Below are 19817 nucleotides of genomic sequence, written 5' to 3'. Positions count from 1 at the left end.
TCTCCCTCCCGCCCGGCGGGATTCGGTCTTTCATGCAGCATTCTGCCCCGCGCAGCTAAATTCAACCGATCTGGTGTCAATTATCGCGCCAGCTCCGGGTTTTCCGCATTCTGTAGACAAAGCCGATGACCTCGGCCGCTGCCTTGAAGTGTTCTTCGGGGATGAACTGATCGATTTCCGTCGCCGCGTAGAGCGCACGGGCCAGCGGCGGGTTCTCGACGATGGGCACCTTGTTCTCTTTCGCAATTTCCCGAATGCGCAAGGCGACTGCGTCGACACCCTTGGCGACCACCTGAGGCGCCCCCATCCCGTCCTCATATTTGAGTGCAACAGAGTAGTGCGTCGGGTTGGTGACAACCACCGTCGCCTGGGGCACGGCGCTCATCATGCGGCGGCGGCTGCGCTCCATGCGCAGCTGTCGGATCTTGCCCTTGACCGCCGGATCACCTTCCGTCTGCTTGTATTCTTCCTTGATTTCCCGGAGGCTCATCTTCTGCTTCTTGAACCATTTCGTCTTCTGCCAAAGGAAATCCAGGGCAGCAACGATGGTCATGACGGCGAGAATGGCACCGATAAGCTTCAGGGCAAGAATACGGGTCTCCTCCATCACCATCAGCTCGTCCATGAACATGACGGCTTCCGCCATGTCCCGCTCCGGCCAGAGCACGGCGACCATCAGCGTGGAAACGATGACGATCTTGACGAGGCCCTTGAGAAAATTCATCAGGCTGTCGGCCGAGAACAGCCGCTTGAAGCCCGACATTGGCGAGACCTTGGAGAGTTTCGGCTTCAGCGATTCCGCCGAGAAGACCAGTTCATGCTGCACCATGTTGCCGATGACAGCCATGATCATCATGGTCAGCATGGGCAGAGCGACCGCGGCAGCCACCACCAGCCCGGTGTTGCTCCATAGCGCAACAAGCCCGCCGCCATCTGCGGGAATAGCATCGGCGTGCTCCACGTACCATTTCAGCTTGCCGCCGAGGCTGGAAAACACTCCGGGCGCCAGAAATGCAATGATCATCGCGGTTCCGGCAAGCGTGAACCACGTGCTGACTTCCTGAGATTTTGCGACATCCCCTCGCTCCAACGCTTCTTTCAAGCGTTTTTGCGTGGGGTCCTCGGTTTTCTCCGAATCGTCGGTCTGGTCAGACATTGTTTCCCCTGAAGCCACCGTCCGCCGAAGCGCGAACGGAATGCCCGGACGTGTTGAATGGGATCAGCCAGCCGCCGCCCCCACCCGCAGGCGGGATGCGGCAGGCCGGCCTATCCCCCTGTGAACTTGCCGATCGCCTCGGTGAAATGCGCCAGGTACTTGTTCATGATGGCGATCAGAAGCGCGTAAAGAAGCAGGATGCCGATGGCAATGCCAACAGGTGCCGAGATGAAGAAGATCTGCATCTGTGGCATCAGCTTGTTGAGAAGGCCAAGGCCGAAATAGAAGACAAGCCCCACCACGATGAAGGGGGCGCTGATACGCATGGCGATGGAAAACACCCCGGAGACCGTCTCCTGCGCCATCCGGGCAAAGTCTCCCACCGGCAGCACGACGCCTGGCGGAAACAGGTTGAAGCTGTCATGCAGCGCCGCGATCATCAGATAATGGGTATCCGTGGTGAAGATCAGCGTGACGGCAAGAATGGACAGATAGTTGCCGATCAATGCGCCTTGCTGGCCGGCATTGGTCACGTCAGACCCCAGCGCGAAGGACAGGCCCGTCTGGTTGGCGATGATGACGCCGGCGGTCGTCAGGGCCGCGGTGATCATGCGTCCGCACAGGCCAACGGCAAATCCGATGATGAACTCTCCCGCCAGCATCACCCCGAAACGGTTGATGTTTTCGGTCAGGTCCGCCGGATAGAGCCGGGACGCCATGGGGTAAAGCAGCAAGGTGAGCGACAGGGCCAGCGTCAGGCGCAGACGCATCGGAATCGAGCGCTCGCTGAAAGACGGCAGCAGCATCATCAGCGTGCCCAGCCGGGCAAACATCAGCATGAACACAGCCGCCATTTCAGGCAGGAAAGAGAGCTGGATGGTCACATCCCCCTCCCGTCTAGCCCGGACCGGTCGTCAGGATCATCTCGGAAATACGCATCATGAAGGCGTTCAGCATGCTGCCCATGAAGGGAAAGGCGATGATCATCGTCACGAAGATCGCCAGGATCTTCGGGACAAACACCAGAGTCATTTCCTGGATCTGGGTCAGCGCCTGAAACAGCGCGACAAGAACGCCGACGACGAGGCCAACGATCATCACCGGAGCCGCGACCAGCACCAGGGTCCAGATGCCCTCACGGGCGATATCCATGACCTCAGGTCCGGTCATCTGGCTGTCAGCCCCTTGTCCCGCCGCGATCTGGCATCAGATCGACATGCGCATGATTTCCTCGTAAGCCGCAATCACGCGGTCCCGCACGGAGACCATGGTCTCCAGCGCGACTTCCGTTTCTGCGATGGCCGTCACCACATCAACCACATCTGCCTTGCCCTGGACAAGGCCAAGGGCCATGCCCTCGGACTTCTGCCCCGCGTCGGAGACGGAACTGACAGCGTCGCGCACCATGCCGCCGAAATCCGGGGTCTGGGTAAAGGCACCGGCAGCCCCTTCGCCGCCGCCAAGCCCCTGCCCCTGTTGTCCGAGGCGGGCCATCGTCTGATAGGCATTCGCGGCAACGGATGGAATAGCCATGATGGATTATCCTCTGGGTTCAGATGCGTCAGCCGAAGGCTCAGCCGCGCAGGATGTCGATGGTCCGCTGCAGCATGCTGCGGGTTGTCTCGATGACGTTCAGGTTCGCTTCGTAAGAGCGCTGCGCCTCGCGCATGTCGACGCTTTCCACCAGCGAATTCACGTTGGGCATGCGCACATTGCCTTCCGCATCGGCGGCCGGATGGCCGGGCTCGTAGCGGGTGGGAAACTGCGACTGGTCTTCCTGGATCCGGCCCAGAGCGACGACTTCCGCATTCAGCGCCTTCTCGAACCGGTTCGTGAAGGTCGGAATCTTGCGGCGGTAAGGATCTTCCTGCGGCGTGCGGCCCGTGGAATCCGCATTGGCAATGTTCTCCGCGATCACGCGGATGCGGCCCGTCTGCGCCTTAAGCCCGGAAGCCGAAACGAACAGCGTCTTGGTCAGATCCATGGCACTCTCCTTTGCAAGTGTTCAAAGCCCGCCTCAGGCAGACTTGCCGATGGCAGTCTTGAGAAGCTTCATGCTGCGGCTGTAGAGCGTCGCCGCCGCCTGGAACTCCATCTGGTTCTGCGTGACCTTCATCATCTGCTCTTCGAGAACCACATTGTTGCCATCCGGCGTCGTCTCGAAGGTGCTGGGCGAAATCTGACCGCCGCCGGAGGACGCACGCATCACGCCCGACAGATGCCCCGCCTGGGTGCGCACCGTCTCAAGCCCCGGCTTGGCGAGTTTCAGATCCTCGTCCACCTTGAAGGCCTTGAGCTCTCTCGCCCGGTATCCCGGCGTATCCGCATTGGCGACATTCTCGGCCAGCACACCCTGCCGGGCCTGATGCCACTGCATTTTGGACTTGATCGCCCGGAACATCGGCAGGTCGGTCAGAGACATGCGAGTCACCATTTGTTAACACTTCGGCAAACACTGCCGCTCAAAGGGTTAACGGAAAGTTAATGGCGCGTTAATGATTTTCGCAACAAGACCGCGGTTTTCCGTGGAAACTCGTAAACAACCCGCTCAAGCACGGCCGCAAACAACAAAACCACCCGGCATTTTTTGCCTGCCCCTGTTAATATTTAGAGGGTTCAGCCGATTCGACGAACCGGCAGGGCAAGCTCATGGCATTTGTCCAGTCAGAATCATGCAGGGAGCAACTGGGCGGCGCAAGCTTCCGCCGCTACATTCCCCCACCATGGATGAGGGAATGGAGTGCCAGCACGGCGCAGGAGCACCGGCCCAAGAAGTTGGCCAGCAACCTGGCTAGCAACTGGGCCAGCAACTGGGCAGAGCCGGAGGCAGACGCGGCGATGGTTGCCCATTGCGCCGGCTTGCAAGTCTGGGAAGGCGCAAGTGAAGCGCTGCAACAGGCTGACGGGTAACTGGGAGGTATACCTCGGCGCCCGCAGATGCTATTTGCAGCTCTGATCTATCACGCAGGCGGGGCAGAAGTCTGCTCCGCGGCTGAATGCAAGGGAGATCTGGCGCCTGACCCGGCAAGGAGGCGGCCGCCAGTCCGGCGCAGAGTAATGAGGTTGGTATGTACGAGTGGATCGCGGATACTTTCGGCGTCGGAGACGGCATCGCACGGGCGATGTCTTTCATCATTGCGCTGGCCATCGTCTTCGCATTGATCGGCCTGATGGTCTATTTTCTGCGGCAATTCACCGGCAACCGCATCAACGCAGGCCGCAACCGCCAGCCGCGCATTGCGGTCATGGATGCCATGAACATTGATGCCCGCCGCCGCCTGCTGCTGGTGCGCCGCGACAATGTGGAGCATCTCATTCTCGTCGGCGGACCGACCGACGTGGTGGTTGAACAGACGATCATTCGCGGCACTCCGGTCGCCGCAAATTACCAGCGCCAGCTGGCAGGCTATGGTGCGCCGGACTATGACACCGGCGACAGCCCCGTCCCTGCCCCTGCTGCGGCTCCCGTAGCGGTCATGACGGCTCCGTCTGCCCCCTCACTCGCACCGGCTGCCCCGACCTCTGCTCCTGCGCCTTCTGCCCCCCCGCCGTTGCGTGCCCAGCCCTCCGCGGCTGAAAAGCCGCAGACCGCCGCCTCCGGCCCGCAGCGCCTTGCCGCAAATCTTGCCGCCCGCGCAGCAGCGGCAGCCGGCAGCCTCGCCGCCAGCGCCCGTGCGCGCGGACAAAACGAGCCGCAGCTCGATGCCGCACCGGCACCGCAGGCAACAGCTCTTTCCGCCCCGCGCCCGCATGCTCCGGCAGCTGAAGCGCCTGCAGCCAAGGCCCAGGCACCCCAGACGCCTCAGGCACCCCAGACATCCATGCCTTATGCCGCCCAGGCGCCCTCCGTCCAGGTGGCTGGCAGCGCAGGTTCAGAGCTCAAGCCGGTGACATCGCCGCTCGACACGATCAAGACCCTGCGCGCCCGCGCAGCGGAAGCCATGTCGGCCGGGACATCCGCAGCCCCGGCAACGGCAGTACCGGCACCTGCCGCTCCGGCCAGCCCTGCCCTGCGGGCGTCCGAACCGGCCATGCGCGCGCCGGAAGTTTCCGCTCCGGCCATCAGAAGCGCTGTCCAGTCTGCTTCCCAGCCCGCCCCGAGGGATCCCGCCGCTGGCGGCACAGTCCAGTCGGCAACCTCTGCCCTCACCCAGAAGGCGGGTGCCTCGGTCGCCGCGGCAGGCGCTGCCGTTGCGGGGCTCGCACGCACCTTCTCCCGGCCAGCCTCATCCGACGTTCAGGCTCCGGCCCCCGAGCCCGAGCCGCGCCGTCAGGTCACGCCTCCCTCTTCGGGTCCCGCGGCCCGCGCACGCACCGTTTTCCAGAATCCGCTTGCTGCCGGCCAGAGCCCGGTGCCGGGCGAGGCTACGGCGGCAGACACCGTCCGGGCCCAGCCTGCTGCCGCTCAGAGTGCCACCGCATCTGCAGGCGCCTCACCTTCCACCACAGCAGCAGAAGTTCGCAGCCCCGCAGAACGCAGCGGCGAAGGCCTGGGTTCGCTGGCCACCAACCCGTATCTGCGGCTGGACCCAGCCCGCGCGGCGAGCTATCGCGGCGGCTCCGGCGCTCCCGGCGGCACACAGGCGGGCACCCCGGCGAACACGGCAGGCGCGGCAGTGGCCGCAGCCCCCACCGACACCGCAGCCGCTGGTGAAGCACGCAGCGAAGCTGCAGCAGAGGTTCCGCCGGCTCCGGTGAAGACTGAAAGCGCCCCGGCTCCGCAGGAAGACACCACACCGGCGGCCCAGCAGGCCGAAAGCCCGGCAAGCTCAGCCCAGCCCGAAGAAAAAAGCACCGCCACCCCGGATGCTGCCGCAGACGAAGAGGACCTGTTCGCGCCTCTCGCCCCGGCACGCCCCTCCGCAGAACCGGCAAGCGCAGCGCAGGGCGATATGGCAGACGATCTGCTGGCCGATGCCCTGGCTGATGTTCTCGATGGTCATCTGCAGAGCAAGTCCTCGGCATCCGCACCGGCTGTAGCCCAGGCAGCAGAGGCCGAAGCCCCCAAAGCCGCTGCACCGGAGCCTGACGCATCACAGGACAGCGAGGCAGAGCAGCCGGGTGCGGCTCCGGAGATCAAGGTTCAGACCGCCCGTGACAATCCGGGCGTGACCGCCATTGAAGAAGAGATGGCACGCCTCCTGTCCGAAATCGGCACGCAAGAGCGCAAATGAACGGTCGCAAGGGCGCAACCAGATCCGCCAGATATGTGCGCCTGACGGCATTTGCTCTGGCCGGGGCAGCAGCAGTGCTGCTCGCCGCCCCGGCACTGGCGCAGGACATTTCCATCGGCTTTGGCGAAGGCACGGGCGTGACGCAGCGCGCCCTGCAGCTCGTGGCCCTGCTGACAATTCTCAGCCTGGCCCCGTCGATCCTCGTGATGGTGACGAGCTTCACCCGCATTGTCGTGGTTCTGTCGCTGCTGCGTTCGGCCATTGGCCTGCAGACGGCCCCGCCCAATACGGTGATGGTGTCGCTGGCCCTCTTCCTGACGGCCTTCATCATGGCCCCCACCCTGCAGACGGCCTATAACGAGGGCATCCAGCCGCTGGTGGAAGGAACCATCGAATTCGATCAGGCCTTTGAACGGGCTTCCGAGCCTTTTCATGCCTTCATGCTGACCCAGGTGCGGGAGAAGGATCTTGCCCTGTTTCAGGAGCTCTCCGGTCAGGCCCCGCCGGAAACACCACAGGACCTGAGCTTTCAGGTCCTGATCCCGGCCTTCATGATCAGCGAGCTGCGCCGCGCCTTCGAGATCGGCTTCCTGCTCTATTTGCCGTTCCTGATCATCGATCTGGTGATTGCCTCCATCCTCATGTCCATGGGCATGATGATGCTGCCGCCAGTGGTCATCTCCCTGCCCTTCAAGCTGATCTTCTTCGTGCTTGTCGATGGCTGGTATCTCGTGGCCGGAAGTTTGGTGAGAAGCTTCGGCGCCGCCGGGTAGCGCTCCAAAAAAACATATAAATCAAATAATTAAAGCGAATTCCGGAATCAATTCCGGCAGTTCTTGAATCAATCTCTTCAAGAGCTGAATCAGTTTCTCCGGAAGCTTCAGCAGAGGTTCAAGCCGCTGCGATCCGTATGCGGCAGGAGCCCCGGGCGCCGGATATGGTGTCAGCCATTGGCCGGCATGGCATTGGCCAGTGAGCTACTGCCACTGTCCGCAGAAGGCGACATGTACTGGCGCCGGTATTCCTGCAGGAAGGTGTCGAGCGTATCCGTTGCGGCAATACCTCTGACCACATCCAGGAACTCGACCCCCTGTGCCGCGATGGGCCGGGTGACCACTTCGAACGACGCAGCATGGGGACTGTCCGACATCTTCTTCGCATATTTGGTGCGCAGGCGGTCCAGGCTGAGCTGGTCACCGGCCAGCGAATAGCCGATCGCGGCCTTCAGGATGTCGTCCCGCTCGATCTGTTCCAGCGGAATATTGTCTGACCAGCGCGAGCCATACATGGCCTCCAGCTGCTCCCCCGCCTCACGCCAGCTCTGCGCCTTCCAGAACGTATCGGCGCGCAACCGGTCCACATCGGCCCCGCGCATGTTGCGGACCAGTTCCAGCGCCAGATCCGGACGCCCGCTCTCCGTCATGGCGCGCGCCTCGACGATGTTGCGCTGCCGCTCCAGGGACGAAGGCAGGTTGGCCTGACGGGTGCGGTTGAGCACCGCCAGGGCCCGCTCCGGCTTGCGGTCCATCAGATAGATGGCACCAAGGTCGGCCGCGATCTGTGCACGGGCGGCCCCCTTCAGGCGGTTGTCCACCTGATGCTGCAACAGGCCGGCAGCCTGATCGAGAAGGTCCACCTCAACCAGCCGCTTGGCGAGCTTGCGCACCATCTCGTCCCCCTGACGCCCCACCGGCATCAGTTCGCGGAAATCATAGAACAGCGCAAGAGACTTCACCGCCGGCATTTCGTCCGCCTTGCCATGCAGGAAGAGGCTGGAGAAAAGTGCGGACATCTCCTCCTGCAGCAGGCGGGTGGTCTCCGCGTCCGGCTGAGCCTGAAGCGCAGACTTCATCGCCTCGAACGCCTCGCGGTAATTGCCCTTTTCCGCCTGCAGCTGGGCGAGCAGCCGCAGCGTCTTCAGTTCCGTCTCGTCACCGCGCCAGGAGGCGGCAAGGCCGCCAAGCTCGTTGATCGCATTGTCGATGTTGACCTCTCCATCCCGGTAACGGATACGCAGGGCCCGGTACTGGGCTTCGGCCGCACGCGGACGGTCAAAACTGCGGGCAACAAGATCAAAGGCGGTGAGCGCCTCCAGCGACCGGCCCGACGCATCGGCCACGCGGCCGCGCAGAAGGTCATAGCGGGTGGCCTGCTGCGGGGTGATGAGCGCCGGCTCGATCTCCGCGAGAATGGCATTGGCCATGCCGAAATCATTCAGTTCCACCATGGCCTGTGCGGCAGCCAGATTGAACTCGGCCTGAATGTTGACGGGGTAATTGCCAATGACGGAACGGCCGCGCGCCAGTGCTGCGCGGGCTGGAGCCCACTGGCCAAGCGCGACTTCAACGATGGTCTGCCAGACGGCCGCGTCCGGATTGTTCTTGAGATCATGACGGCTCAGATGCGGCAGAGCCTCACGCGGCCGTCCTGCAAGCGTCTGGGCCGCGCCCATCATGAGATTGAACATCGGATCCTGCGCCAGGGCCGGCTCCTCCTCCAGCGCCAGTTCCATCAGGCCGAGCGATTCATGAGGGAACACATGCGCCAGATAGAACCGGGCCAGATCAAGCCTGGGGCCCTGCCGGCGCCCTTCAGGTGCCGCCGCCATGGCCGCTTCCAGCTCACTGCGGCGGCGGATGAAATCCTCAGGCGCCGAGGTCGTCAGGTTCGAGAATTCGATGGAGGCAACACTGTCCGCAGCAACGAGGGAGGTGAAGGAACCCGATCCCTGCCGCAGGTGGCTGCTGGACAGGATCAGGCCATCGGTCTTCTCCAGGATGACGTCATCCCCCACCAGTTGCACGCGCACTCCGTCCGACTTTGGCACGACCGCAACACCATGTGCGGAAGACAGCGCATCCAGGTCGACAAAGCCCTGCGGCTTGAGCAGGCCCCGCGCAGGGCCAAAGCCGGTCACCGCATGAATTTCGTCGCCCACATCCGGATCGGTGAACCTGCGGACATAACGCGGGTTCTGGAATGACACCCGCAGCACCGATCCCCCGTCGATCCGCACCGTGCGCTCCAGCAGCAGCGGGCGCGAGGGTTCGACGATCATGTCGCCGATGACGAGATTCCAGGCGTTGCCATCGGCGCCGAGGGTCGCCAGCGTGGCGGAACTGACGTTCACCCGGAGCACCGAGAAATCTCCGTAGCTCTGGATATCGACCGCGCTCGCAATATCCCCAAGGGCGGAGCGCATGCCGCGCACGTCGATCGCCGAGCTGGTATCGAACACCATCCAGACACTGTTGTTGCGCCGGAACAGCGCCGTGGAGACCTGTTCCCGGAAAGGAAACACGACACGCACCGAGTTGCCGATGCGCCGGGCTTCGGCCGCAACGAAATTAAGAGTTGCTTCCGCCGCATCGGGCGGCAGGCTTTCTGGCGAGCGGGCCGGCCCGCCAAAGATACTCGGCGGCATGCTTTGCGCCTGCGTGCCCGCAGCATCATTGCCGCCAGTTGCCCGCCAGGCTTCATTGCTTTGCGGCTGCGTCGCCCCCGTCACATCAATGACGGGCGGCAAATCCGCCGGCACAGGCTCCTGAACAGCAGGCGCGGCAGAGCGGCGTGCAGGCACGGGCACCGGATCAAGGGGCACCACATCAATCAGCCTGTCGCCAGCCTGCAGAGCAGGACCCTCCGCAACAGGAGTGGCTTGCGGAGCCTCCCCTTCAGGCTGTGCAGTCTCCGGCGCCGGTTCCTGGACAGGTGGAACGAAGGCAACCGAAGCCACCGTCTCCGGCTCGTCGGCCAGAGGCGGAATGACCACAGGTGCGCTCATCTGCGCCACATCCGTCACGGGGCCTTGCAAAGCCAGTTCCGTTGCGGAGACCGGCTTGGCCCGGGGAAGCGGAAAAGACGCTTCTCCGCTGCCGGGCTCAGCCAGAGCCACATCAACGGGAGTCTCAGCGGCTTCAAGGTCAAGTTCCGGACTGCTCTGCGCAACCGGCGTTTCAGGCACCACCCGCGGGCCGATGGCCCCCGGTCTCGGACGGCTCACGCCACCGCCCTCCACCCCGTCGAACACCGGGTCCCGGCCCGGCTGCGGCATGCCGGAGGCAGGGGCACCTTCAGGCGTGCGGGGGGTATAGTCGCGGCTCCCCGGCGCAATGATCATGCCGGACGCCCCGGAAGGCGCTCCGGCCCCCATGGCGTCATTTATGGCAGCATTGGCCGGATCCGCCGGAACCCTTGCTTCCGGCGGACTGATGTCGACCACATAGGTCTGCTCTTCGCGGAAAGCCCGGATGTCGACACCCGGCTCAAGACGCATCAGAAACTTGAGCTTGCCCTCATCAATGAAGGCCGTCGCATCAACGACACCACGCGGCAGGCGCGCGCGCAGGTCGCCCACATCCAGCTGAGCGGGATGATTGAAGGTGATGCGGACGATATCGTCTTCCCGCACAAAGGCCGTATCAAACTGGATGGACCAGTCGAAGACCAGACGCGTGAAAGTCGGATGATCCCCGACATGGAGCGTGACCTTCGGCCCCTCCTGCGCCTTCAGGCGCGCCTGTTCCAGGGCCCGGACCTGCCGCATGGCCTCCTCGGCGCGCCGCGCCAGGTCACGCACCACCTCATCCGGCAGGCCGGGCGGCAGGCCTTGCCAGTTGGAAGGCAGAATGTCGATGAACAGCTTCTCGCCCGCTTCAAGCGTGTTGATGCGGAATTTGTCTTTCAGGGCAAAGCGGATGGCGCTACCGTCCGGGTCACGGCGGGCGATGGCCACGTAGTTGCCCAGTTGCAGCGGGACATCATCCACGTTGATCTGGATCGGCGCCTCAAAGGCAACGCGGAGCACATTGTTTGTGACGGCGGCATCATAGTGCGGCAGCAGTGTCCTGTCCTTGAAGGTCAGGATCATCCGGCCGTAGCCCTCTTCGGCCCGCGCTTCCATGTCCACGGGCTCAGCCGTCTGGGCAAGGGCCGGGGTCAAAGGCATCAGCGGCAAGGACACGGCAAGCAGAACGGCAAGGCTGCGGCACGAAACAGCCGCTCCCGGAATATACCGGAACGCTGCGTGGACCCTGGCCGAGGCCCACTGGCGTGCATGCCTCACAACATTCAACAAGGTCAGGGTTATCCTCTGGAACAAGCTCCGAAATGACTCTAGGGGACCGGCCTTAACACCCTGTTACGCCGCACCGCGAAACTCGGCGCTTTCCGTCAGTTTGAGCCGATTTTCGGAAGTGCAGCCGGGGCCTGGATGGAAGCTCCCTGAGGCTGGTTCGCATCGCCGCTGGCGATCGCCACGGTCAGCTTTTCAGCCGCCTCGGGCGACATGCGCGCCAGAATGTCAGCCATCTTGCGCGGCTTCATCTGGCGCACGACCTTCAGCAGGATATCAAGCTCCAGCCGGTCGAAGATGCGGGCTGCGTCCTTGGGCTTCATGTTTTCATACATGATCACCAGCGCTGCGATCTCGCCCTCTTCCTGCCGTTTCTTCTCTTCGACGCCCTGCTGGATCTGCTGCTCGAGCGACTTGAGCTCGTCAACCCGCTGCTGCAGCCGCTCTTCGGTCGCCTGCAGCAGTCTCTCCCGCAGATCAAGCTGCCCTTCCTGATCCTGCAAGGCCCTGCGCCGCTCGCCAAGGCTCTCCAGAACGGCCCGCTCCGCGCTTGACCCTCCAAGCTCCAGGGTGTCAGGCACGGCAGGAACCTCCGGAAGCGTCTCACCAGTTGCAGGCGTTCCGGCAGACGGCGCTTCCTGCGGCTGGGCAGCCTGCTGCGGCGCGGGCTGGGCCTGCGCTCTTGCTTCCATGACCGGGCCCACGGCCGTGTGCTCACCGAGCACAAGGCCGAGCAGCTTCAGCGCCAGAAGGGCGCTGGCAGCTATGCCGACAACTGGAAGCAGGCGAAGGTTCAAGCAGCGGCCTCCCCTGACTTCTTGCGGAAGCGTTCAAGACGGGCGGTTGCTTCGGCCGCCGCAGCACGGATATCCCGCGCGCTCACTGAAGGAGACGGAGCCGGTGCGGCAGGCGCGGAAGCGGACGGGCGGTAGGCGCCGGCATAGGGCGCTGCCGGGGGGGCCGGGCGCGGTGCTGGCTGCGGCGCGACATAGCCCTGAGGCGCCTGCTGGTAGGCAGGGGCAGCCGCCTGCTGGGCAGCTGCAAGGCGGCGGGCATCGGCTTCAGCCTGGGCCTGGGCGTGGGCCTGAGCTTGCGCGCGCTGACGGGCCTCTTCCTCGGCAGCGCGGCGGGCATCCTCCGCCGTATGCGCGGTGCGGGCGGCTTCGGCAATCTGGCTGATGCGCGTCAGAACGGCTTCGCCCTCCCCCAGCTGTCCGGCCAGAAGCTTGGACAGATGCTCGGCCTGCGTCAGCCGGGTTCCAAGTGTCTTGTCCGCGTCATTTGCCGTGGCTTTCAGGCCGAGAATGGCACGCTCGGCAATCTCGGTGGCGGTGATCAGCTCCGAGATCGTCGCACGCAGGGTCTCTTCATCGGCACGCAAACGCTGCAGCCGGCGGTTCAGGATCCAGCAATAGCCGATGGTGACCAGCAGAAGGACAGCCACCAGAGCCTCGATCAACATTCCAAGCGGCAGGGACGTCATGACGTTTCCATTTCCTTCTGCATGGCCCGTTCAAATGCGGCCAGAGTCATCTTCGGCTTGCGCAATCCGCGGGTGACACGAATCGCGATCGAATCCTCGACCTTGCCGAGTGTACCCTCACTGAGCTCCACGTTGCCGCACTTGATTGTCACCGGATCATCAGGTTCCACGTCAAAAATCAGTGTCTGACCCACATCGAGGCTCAGGACGCGGCTGAGCGGCAGGAAGGTCTCGTAAAGGACCGCATCCACCTCCACCATGGCAGCGTGAATCTCGCTCGCAAGATGCCCTTCCCAGATCGGGTCACGGCCGAATTTTTCGCCCATGAACATCTGCAGCAGCAGGTCACGGATGGGCTCCAGCGTGGCATAGGGCATCATGATCTCGATGGTGCCGCCACGGTCCTCCATGTCGATGCGCAGCTCGACAAGGATGGCCGCGTTGGCCGGGCGCGAGATCGCCGCAAAACGCGGGTTGGTTTCCATGCGCTCCAGGCTGAAATGCACCGGGGAAAGCGGCGCAAAAGCCTGCTCCGCATCCGCCAGGATGATTTCCAGCATGCGCCGGACAAGGTTGGTCTCGATGGTGGTATAGGGCCGGCCTTCGACGCGGATACCCGTCGTGCCGCGCCCGCCGCCCAAAAGCACATCGATGATCGAGTAGATCAGGCTCGATTCCACCGTGACAAGTCCGAAACCGTCCCATTCTTCGGCCTTGAACACGCCCAGAATGGCCGGCAGGGGAATGGAGTTCAGGTAATCACCGAAGCGGACGGAGCTGATCGAATCCAGAGACACTTCCACATTGTCGGACGTGAAATTGCGCAAGGATGTCGTGGTCAGGCGGACAAGCCGGTCGAACACGATTTCCAGCATCGGCAGGCGTTCATAGGACACCATGGCCGAGTTGATCAGCGCACGGATGCCGCTCTGATCGCGCGAGATCGTGTCCTCGATATTGAAACCGAGGAGGTTGTCGATTTCTTCCTGGTTCAGGACGCGGTCAGCGCCGCGCGAGGCATTCTCAAGCTCCGGCTCGCTGTCATCGATCATCGCCGCCCATTGGGCCGCCATGTCGTCCGCGTTGCCGACGCCCTGCTCTTCCAGCGCCGCACCCCAGGCAGCGGCCAGATCATCGTCGTCGTCGCCAGCCCCCTGCTCGGCGAGCGCGGCACCCCAGGCATCAGCCAGGTCGGCATCACTCAGATCGTCGTCGTCAGCCATGTATCACCGTCACTGAATCAGGATTTCCTTGAACAGCACTCCATCAACCCTTGCCGGATGAACCGCCAGATTGATGCGCCGGAGCAGCTCTTCCTTGAGCCTGAACAAACCGGCCGACCCTTCGAGGTCAGCGGGACGCAACTCACGCAGGTAAATCTGGAACGCATCCAGAATACGCGGCAGATACGGACTGATCCGGTCCACCATGGCCTGATCGGACACCTCAAGCGCAATGCGCACCCTGAGGTAGGTCGCCCGCCCTTCGGTGGACAGATTCACGGTCATTTCCGGCAGGTCGTAAAAGACAACCGGCCTCTGCTGCACGACGGGCGGAGCCGTTGGGTCTACCGGTTCTCCGCCCCCCGACAGGAACAGGAACCAGACCGCCCCGCCAATGACGAGCAGTGCAACAAGCCCGGCTGCTCCGAAGATGATCAGCTTCTTCTTGCCGCCCTTCTTCGCACCGCCTTCTTCGCCGTTTTCGGCGTCGGTATCCGTATCGGCCATTGCCGCCCCGCCAGCTTGCCGCACATGCCTGCGCGTGAATAGTTTCTAAAGGGTTAATCGTTAACGAGTGGTTACCAACTCCTTAACCCATCACCCGGCAACTGTTGCCCACTGGTTCATTTTTTCCTCACCTATTTGCACCCCGCACCGTGACGGAAAGAAAAATTCCCAATGATTTCAACAAAATAAAAACTGGCACGCTCCCTGCTACAAGGGTGGCGGCACGCTGACCTGGGGAGGCTGGCGTGCCCTCGGGGAGCAAAAAGGAATCGTTAACATGGAGAATGCGCAGCTCATTAACCTGTCCCGGCAGGTTGCCTTGCGCAGGCAGCTGGATGTGACCGCCAACAATCTGGCGAACATGACCACGTCTGGCTACAAGGCCAAGCACATGAAATTCGAGGAATATCTGATGCCGGTGGCGCAGGCGACGGCCTTCAACCGCGGCGACAGAACCCTCTCCTACGTGCAGGACGCCAGGACCTTCACGGACTTTCAGGCCGGTGGAATCATCATGACCGGCAATCCGCTCGATCTGGCTGTCGATGGCGACGGCTGGTTTGCGGTGCAGATGGAAAACGGCACCGAGGCCTATACGCGCAACGGATCGTTCCATCTCGACAGCACCGGCCAACTGGTCACGCCGGACGGCCGCCCGGTCCTGACAGAAGGCGGCCCGATCACCTTCACCACGCAGGACGGGCAGATCGACATTGCCGCTGACGGGACGATCTCTTCGGAGCTCGGCGTGCGCGGGCGCATCCGTCTTGTCGCCTTCCAGGAACCGCGCAACGCGGTTTCCATCGGCAACAACCTGATGACCTACACGGATCCGCAGCCCGTCGCCCGCACACGGGTGATCCAGGGCGCCGTCGAGCAGTCGAACGTCCATGGCATCACGGCAGTAACAGAGCTGATCGAAATCACCCGCAAGTACGAGAGCGTGACCAAGCTGATGAAGGACACCTACGACCTGTCCCGCTCAGCGGTTGAGCGCCTCGGCAAGTCGCAGGCCTGAGACGGACAGGAGAGACCACCATGAAAGCACTCCATATCGCCGCCACAGGCATGAAGGCGCAGGAACTCAACGTTGAAGTCATTTCGAACAACGTTGCCAACATGCGCACCACCGGCTTCAAGCGCCAGCGGGCCGATTTTCAGGATCTGCTCTACCAGAACCTGCGCCGCATGGGCACGGACACATCGAACGCGGGCACCATCGTGCCGACGGGCGTGCAGATCGGTTCGGGTGTGAAGACCGCTTCCACCACACGCATCATGAGCCAGGGCAACCTGGAACAGACCAACAAGGAAACCGACGTCGCCATCCGCGGTGAAGGTTTCTTCCAGATCCAGATGCCCGATGGCACCACCGCCTATTCGCGGGATGGCTCCTTTGAGCGCGATGCCAACGGCACGCTGGTCACCGTCGACGGCTTCACCATCGAGCCCGGCATCGTTATCCCGGACAATGGCCGCGACCTGACGATCTCGTCCGACGGCACGGTGCAGGTGACCGTCGATGGCGCCAGCGTCAACCTCGGCCAGATCCAGCTCGCCCGCTTCGTCAACAAGGCGGGGCTCGAAGCCATTGGCGACAACCTCTTCCTCCAGACCGACGCCAGCGGCGCCGCACAGGTCGGCAATCCCGGCGAGAACAGCTTCGGCAACTTGCAGCAGAACTTCCTCGAAATGGCGAATGTCGATGCCGTCACGGAGATTGCGGATCTCATTTCCGCCCAGCGTGCCTACGAGATGAATTCCCGCATCATCAAGGCCGCTGACGACATGTACTCGACCACGACCAACCTGCGGTAAAAGGAGGCTGGTGATGAGACCCCTGTTCCTTGCGCTTCTTGGAGCCGCCCTCGCAGGCCTGATGCCCGGCACCGCAAGTCTTGCGGCAGGCAGCAGCCAGCCGGTCTGGCAGCGCGGCAGCGAAGCTCCCGTTCTGCGGCCGGAGGTCGTGACCTCTTCGGACATCGTCACCATCGGCGATTTCTATCTCAACGCAGGCGCTGCCGGCTTTGAACCGTTGTTCCGCTCGCCGGATCTGGGCACTTCGGGCAATGTGAGCGCGGCACTTGTTGCCGAGCGCGCCCGTGCGGCAGGCCTCAAGTCTGCAGGCACCGATGGACTTGCAGAAGTCATTGTCCGCCGTGACTCAATTTCCTTCGATGCACAGCGTCTCTCCGGCATCATCGCCGAGCGGCTGGCACGGCAGGAGGGCCAGATTTCCGCAGACGATCTCGAAATCGTCTTCGCCCGCACGCCGCAGATCATTCACGCCGATCCGCGTTCTGCCGATCCCCTGCGGATCGAACAGGCCCTCTGGTCACGCGCGGACGGCCGGTTCGACATCGTGATGTCCTACGCAGGTGAAAACGGCTACCGCCGTGTCAGCCTCACCGGCATTGCGCGGGAAATGACGGCCATCGTCGCACTGGCAAGCCCGCTGGACAGGGGGGCGATTGTCCGGGAGCAGGACCTGATAACCATGCGTCTGCCGCGTGAGCGGGTGCAGGGACGGGCCGTGACAGATCCGCAGGAGATCCTCGGACTGGCCGCACGCATCCAGCAGCGTCCGGGCCGTCAACTCAGCAAGGCGGACTTCGAACGCCCGATGCTGATCCAGCGCGGCGACAAGGTCACGCTCATCTATGAAATCTCGGGAATGAAACTGACCACGCAAGGCCAGGCTGCAACCGCAGGCGCAGATGGAGACATGATCGACGTGATCAATCTGCAGTCCCGCCGCACCGTCAGGGGCACCGTGAGCGCCCGCGGAGAAGTCCGCCTCGGCGGCACTCCCCGCACACTTGCCGCCAACACCAGCCTGCCTGCCCAGGAGAGCGCACAATGATCCGTCCGATTCACAAGGCTGTCGCCCTGACCCTTCTGGCCCTGCCCCTGGCTGCCTGCGGCTCTGCGGACCGCCTTGCCCAGGTCGGCAAGGCCCCGGCCCTCAATGCCATTCAGGACCCGACCACCATGCCCGGCTACCGTCCGGTGCAGATGCCCATGCCGACGCCCCAGCCCGTGCATTACAATGCCAACTCGCTGTGGAAGTCCGGCAACCGCGCCTTCTTCGAGGACCAGCGCGCCAAGCAGGTCGGCGATCTGATGACCATTCTGGTGACGATCTCCGACCGCGCCCAGTTTGACAACGAGACAGAGCGCAGCCGCAGCGGCACCGACCGGTCCGGCGTCAGCGGTGCACTGGGCACGGCCATCGACAAGTATGTTCTCCCAGGCAACGCAAGCGCCGATGCTCTCGCAACCGTCAACGCCAATTCCACCTTCAAGGGGTCGGGCTCGGTCGACCGCAAGGAGACCCTGCGCACCTCCGTCGCCGCCGTGGTGACCCAGGTGCTGCCAAACGGCAATCTGGTTGTCGAGGGCAGACAGGAAGTCCGTGTCAACTTCGAGGTTCGCGAGTTGATCGTTGCCGGTATCGTGCGGCCGCAGGATATCCGGTCGGACAACACCATCCTGAGCGAGAAGATCGCCGAGGCCCGTATCGGCTATGGCGGACGCGGCCAGATCACCGACGTCCAGCAGCCGCGCTATGGCCAGCAGGTGCTGGATATCGTTCTGCCCTTCTGATGTGACCTCACAGATGGCTGACCGGCTGCACTCCCCAGCCGCCGGTCAGCCCGCTCCCCCTGCGCCCTTTAGCGGGCCTATTCCTTCTGCAACCCGAATTGATCCCCCTGCCAGCCCGGTGTTCCGGACGCCGGACTGGCTGAATGACGGGCACGGCGTCTCGCTCCCCGAGCGCCGTGCCCGTTTCTCCTCAGCCCCTGGCTCCCCATAAAGACAGGGCTGATTGCGAACTGGTCGAAAACAGGCAGCCCGGACAAACAAAAGCCCCCGGCAGCGCGGCTGACGGGGGCTGAAAATTTTACCGAGGAACCGGGATCTCAGTCGTCCCTGTACACCTTTTCGCGGCGCTCATGCGCTTCCTGGGCCTCGATGGACAGGGTCGCAATCGGGCGGGCCTCCAGGCGCTTGACGGAGATCGGTTCGCCGGTCTCTTCGCAATAGCCGTAACTGCCGTCTTCAATCCGCTCCAGCGCCGCATCGATCTTTGAGATCAGCTTGCGCTGCCGGTCACGTGCACGCAGTTCAATGGAACGGTCCGTTTCCGACGAAGCTCTGTCAGCGAAGTCAGGGTGATTGGTGCTTTCTTCCTGCAGGTTCGCCAGCGTCTCGCGGCTTTCACGCAGGATGTCCTCTTTCCAGGCGAGCAGCTTGTTGCGGAAGTACTCGCGCTGCCGTTCATTCATGAACGGCTCGTCCTCGGAAGGTCGATAGTCAGACTCAAGTTCAACCGTCATCGGAAACTCCGGTTACCGTTAGGACGGGGGGAATATATAGTCACTGGAGGTCAGCGACAACGGGCAAACCCGAAAAAAATGTTGAACTTTATTCCTTCCATTTCAATGGGTTATCCATTGCGCTCGAAGTTTGCGCAGCCGCGCAGCCAGCCAGCATGCATCAACTTGTAAACCGGCCCTGCTTAGCCAGCTCAACCTTCACGCGCAATTCAATCTCGTCGATGACCGATTCCAGCCCCGGATCGCTGCTGACGGGGCGGTCCGCCAGAGCGCTCATCATCTCCTCCAGCCGGGCGGGTTCAATCACCCCGGCGAGAAGGTCTGCCTTCAGCGCATCCAGCAAATCCAGCATGGAATGCCCGCGCGCAGTGGCAGCATCGCGGTCATCCGGCTGGACCTGCATCTCCTGCAGCGAAAGCAGGGCGTCGATGCCCGAGAGTGACGACGAGGAGGACGTCGACACGGCAGCATGTGCCTCGCCATCGCCCCCGATCAGGAAACCACCGCCGCCACCGGCTTTCTTCTTGCTGCCCTTGCCCTGAACAGAGGAAACGGGCGTGTTGTTGGTGATGCGCATTGTGGCCTCGCTTCCCGTTTCTCATGAGCCAGCCCTGCACCGGCCGGTCGTACCCGGATGGCCGGTCTGACCCTGCCGGGCTCCCGGTCAGATTCTTCCGTCCCCGAAGGTAGGGAAATCCGGTCCTCCCGGCAAGAATTGCCCGGCACAGTCCCGGCAGAACATGATCAAAACACCGGGAACACGGCAAGATCCTGGATTTATATATTTATTTTCAATATCTTATATCAAAACCGGGAAGCGTGGATAATCTGGCATGGACTTCGCATAGGCAGGTGCAAAC

At 62.9% G+C, this 19817-nt stretch carries 19 protein-coding genes; 6 read left to right on the top strand and 13 right to left on the bottom strand.

Features of this window, described 5'->3' with window-relative positions; translation table 11 throughout:
- Window positions 1-76: 76 nt before the first annotated feature.
- From flhB to flgB, 6 genes are all read right to left on the bottom strand, one after another.
- Window positions 77-1156, bottom strand: coding sequence for a flagellar biosynthesis protein FlhB (flhB, locus tag IF10I1_RS07320; protein WP_050472605.1), 1080 nt, complete (start codon window positions 1154-1156; stop codon window positions 77-79).
- Between the two features lie 110 nt (window positions 1157-1266).
- A complete protein-coding gene (gene fliR / locus IF10I1_RS07315; protein ID WP_186391993.1) occupies window positions 1267-2040 on the bottom strand; it encodes a flagellar biosynthetic protein FliR in 774 nt (257 codons plus the stop codon).
- 13 nt (window positions 2041-2053) lie between these two features.
- Window positions 2054-2326 carry a flagellar biosynthesis protein FliQ gene (fliQ, locus tag IF10I1_RS07310; RefSeq protein ID WP_050472603.1) on the bottom strand — a complete coding sequence of 91 codons (273 nt, stop codon included), beginning with the start codon at window positions 2324-2326 and terminating at the stop codon, window positions 2054-2056.
- Window positions 2327-2362: 36 nt separating this feature from the next.
- Window positions 2363-2689: a flagellar hook-basal body complex protein FliE gene (locus tag IF10I1_RS07305; protein WP_050472602.1), complete on the bottom strand. Its 327-nt coding sequence runs from the start codon at window positions 2687-2689 to the stop codon at window positions 2363-2365.
- A gap of 40 nt (window positions 2690-2729) precedes the next feature.
- Complete coding sequence (gene flgC, locus IF10I1_RS07300) at window positions 2730-3140, bottom strand: flagellar basal body rod protein FlgC (protein WP_050472601.1); 411 nt, start codon at window positions 3138-3140, stop codon at window positions 2730-2732.
- Between the two features lie 33 nt (window positions 3141-3173).
- Complete coding sequence (flgB, locus tag IF10I1_RS07295; protein ID WP_019964568.1) at window positions 3174-3578, bottom strand: flagellar basal body rod protein FlgB; 405 nt, start codon at window positions 3576-3578, stop codon at window positions 3174-3176.
- Window positions 3579-4224: 646 nt separating this feature from the next.
- Here flgB and IF10I1_RS07290 point away from each other — a divergent pair.
- A complete protein-coding gene (locus tag IF10I1_RS07290) occupies window positions 4225-6330 on the top strand; it encodes a flagellar biosynthetic protein FliO (RefSeq protein WP_186391994.1) in 2106 nt (701 codons plus the stop codon).
- On the top strand, window positions 6327-7103 hold the full coding sequence (gene fliP / locus IF10I1_RS07285) for a flagellar type III secretion system pore protein FliP (RefSeq protein WP_050472598.1): 777 nt from the start codon (window positions 6327-6329) through the stop codon (window positions 7101-7103). Before IF10I1_RS07290 ends, fliP begins: the two co-directional genes overlap by 4 nt.
- Window positions 7104-7273: 170 nt before the next feature.
- Here the strand turns inward: fliP and IF10I1_RS07280 are convergent, their stop codons facing one another.
- From IF10I1_RS07280 to IF10I1_RS07260, 5 genes are all read right to left on the bottom strand, one after another.
- The gene (locus IF10I1_RS07280; protein ID WP_208977181.1) at window positions 7274-11278 is read right to left on the bottom strand and encodes a hypothetical protein; all 4005 of its coding nucleotides are present in this window, start codon (window positions 11276-11278) and stop codon (window positions 7274-7276) included.
- A 224-nt stretch (window positions 11279-11502) separates the two neighbouring features.
- Window positions 11503-12201 carry a MotE family protein gene (locus IF10I1_RS07275; protein ID WP_186391995.1) on the bottom strand — a complete coding sequence of 233 codons (699 nt, stop codon included), beginning with the start codon at window positions 12199-12201 and terminating at the stop codon, window positions 11503-11505.
- Window positions 12198-12887, bottom strand: a complete 690-nt coding sequence (locus IF10I1_RS23135) for a DUF6468 domain-containing protein (RefSeq protein WP_186391996.1) — start codon at window positions 12885-12887, stop codon at window positions 12198-12200. The genes IF10I1_RS07275 and IF10I1_RS23135 overlap by 4 nt, the downstream gene beginning before the upstream one ends.
- Complete coding sequence (gene fliM, locus IF10I1_RS07265) at window positions 12884-14110, bottom strand: flagellar motor switch protein FliM (protein ID WP_019964562.1); 1227 nt, start codon at window positions 14108-14110, stop codon at window positions 12884-12886. The genes IF10I1_RS23135 and fliM overlap by 4 nt, the downstream gene beginning before the upstream one ends.
- A gap of 9 nt (window positions 14111-14119) precedes the next feature.
- Entirely contained in the window at window positions 14120-14617 is a 498-nt protein-coding gene (locus IF10I1_RS07260; RefSeq protein ID WP_186391997.1) for a flagellar basal body-associated FliL family protein, read from the bottom strand.
- Window positions 14618-14894: 277 nt separating this feature from the next.
- Here IF10I1_RS07260 and flgF point away from each other — a divergent pair, with 277 nt between their 5' ends.
- Genes flgF through flgH form a run of 4 tightly spaced genes read left to right on the top strand, consistent with a single transcriptional unit; the run spans window position 14895 to window position 18223 of the window.
- On the top strand, window positions 14895-15635 hold the full coding sequence (gene flgF / locus IF10I1_RS07255) for a flagellar basal-body rod protein FlgF (protein ID WP_050472594.1): 741 nt from the start codon (window positions 14895-14897) through the stop codon (window positions 15633-15635).
- A gap of 20 nt (window positions 15636-15655) precedes the next feature.
- Window positions 15656-16435, top strand: coding sequence for a flagellar basal-body rod protein FlgG (gene flgG / locus IF10I1_RS07250; RefSeq protein WP_050472593.1), 780 nt, complete (start codon window positions 15656-15658; stop codon window positions 16433-16435).
- Between the two features lie 13 nt (window positions 16436-16448).
- Complete coding sequence (gene flgA / locus IF10I1_RS07245; RefSeq protein WP_208977182.1) at window positions 16449-17480, top strand: flagellar basal body P-ring formation chaperone FlgA; 1032 nt, start codon at window positions 16449-16451, stop codon at window positions 17478-17480.
- Window positions 17477-18223 carry a flagellar basal body L-ring protein FlgH gene (flgH, locus tag IF10I1_RS07240; RefSeq protein ID WP_058899427.1) on the top strand — a complete coding sequence of 249 codons (747 nt, stop codon included), beginning with the start codon at window positions 17477-17479 and terminating at the stop codon, window positions 18221-18223. The genes flgA and flgH overlap by 4 nt, the downstream gene beginning before the upstream one ends.
- 317 nt (window positions 18224-18540) lie before the next feature.
- On the opposite strand, the gene dksA is transcribed toward flgH, so the two are convergent.
- A complete protein-coding gene (gene dksA / locus IF10I1_RS07235; protein ID WP_026355707.1) occupies window positions 18541-18957 on the bottom strand; it encodes an RNA polymerase-binding protein DksA in 417 nt (138 codons plus the stop codon).
- 160 nt (window positions 18958-19117) lie between these two features.
- The gene (locus tag IF10I1_RS07230; RefSeq protein ID WP_123194668.1) at window positions 19118-19534 is read right to left on the bottom strand and encodes a flagellar assembly protein FliX; all 417 of its coding nucleotides are present in this window, start codon (window positions 19532-19534) and stop codon (window positions 19118-19120) included.
- Window positions 19535-19817: the final 283 nt, after the last annotated feature.

The sequence above is a fragment of the Pannonibacter sp. I15F10I1 genome, assembly GCF_900185665.1.
In the GTDB taxonomy this organism is placed as follows: domain Bacteria; phylum Pseudomonadota; class Alphaproteobacteria; order Rhizobiales; family Stappiaceae; genus Pannonibacter; species Pannonibacter indicus.
The sequence above is the reverse complement of the archived record's forward strand: the minus strand, read 5'-3'. Positions and strand labels throughout refer to the sequence as shown.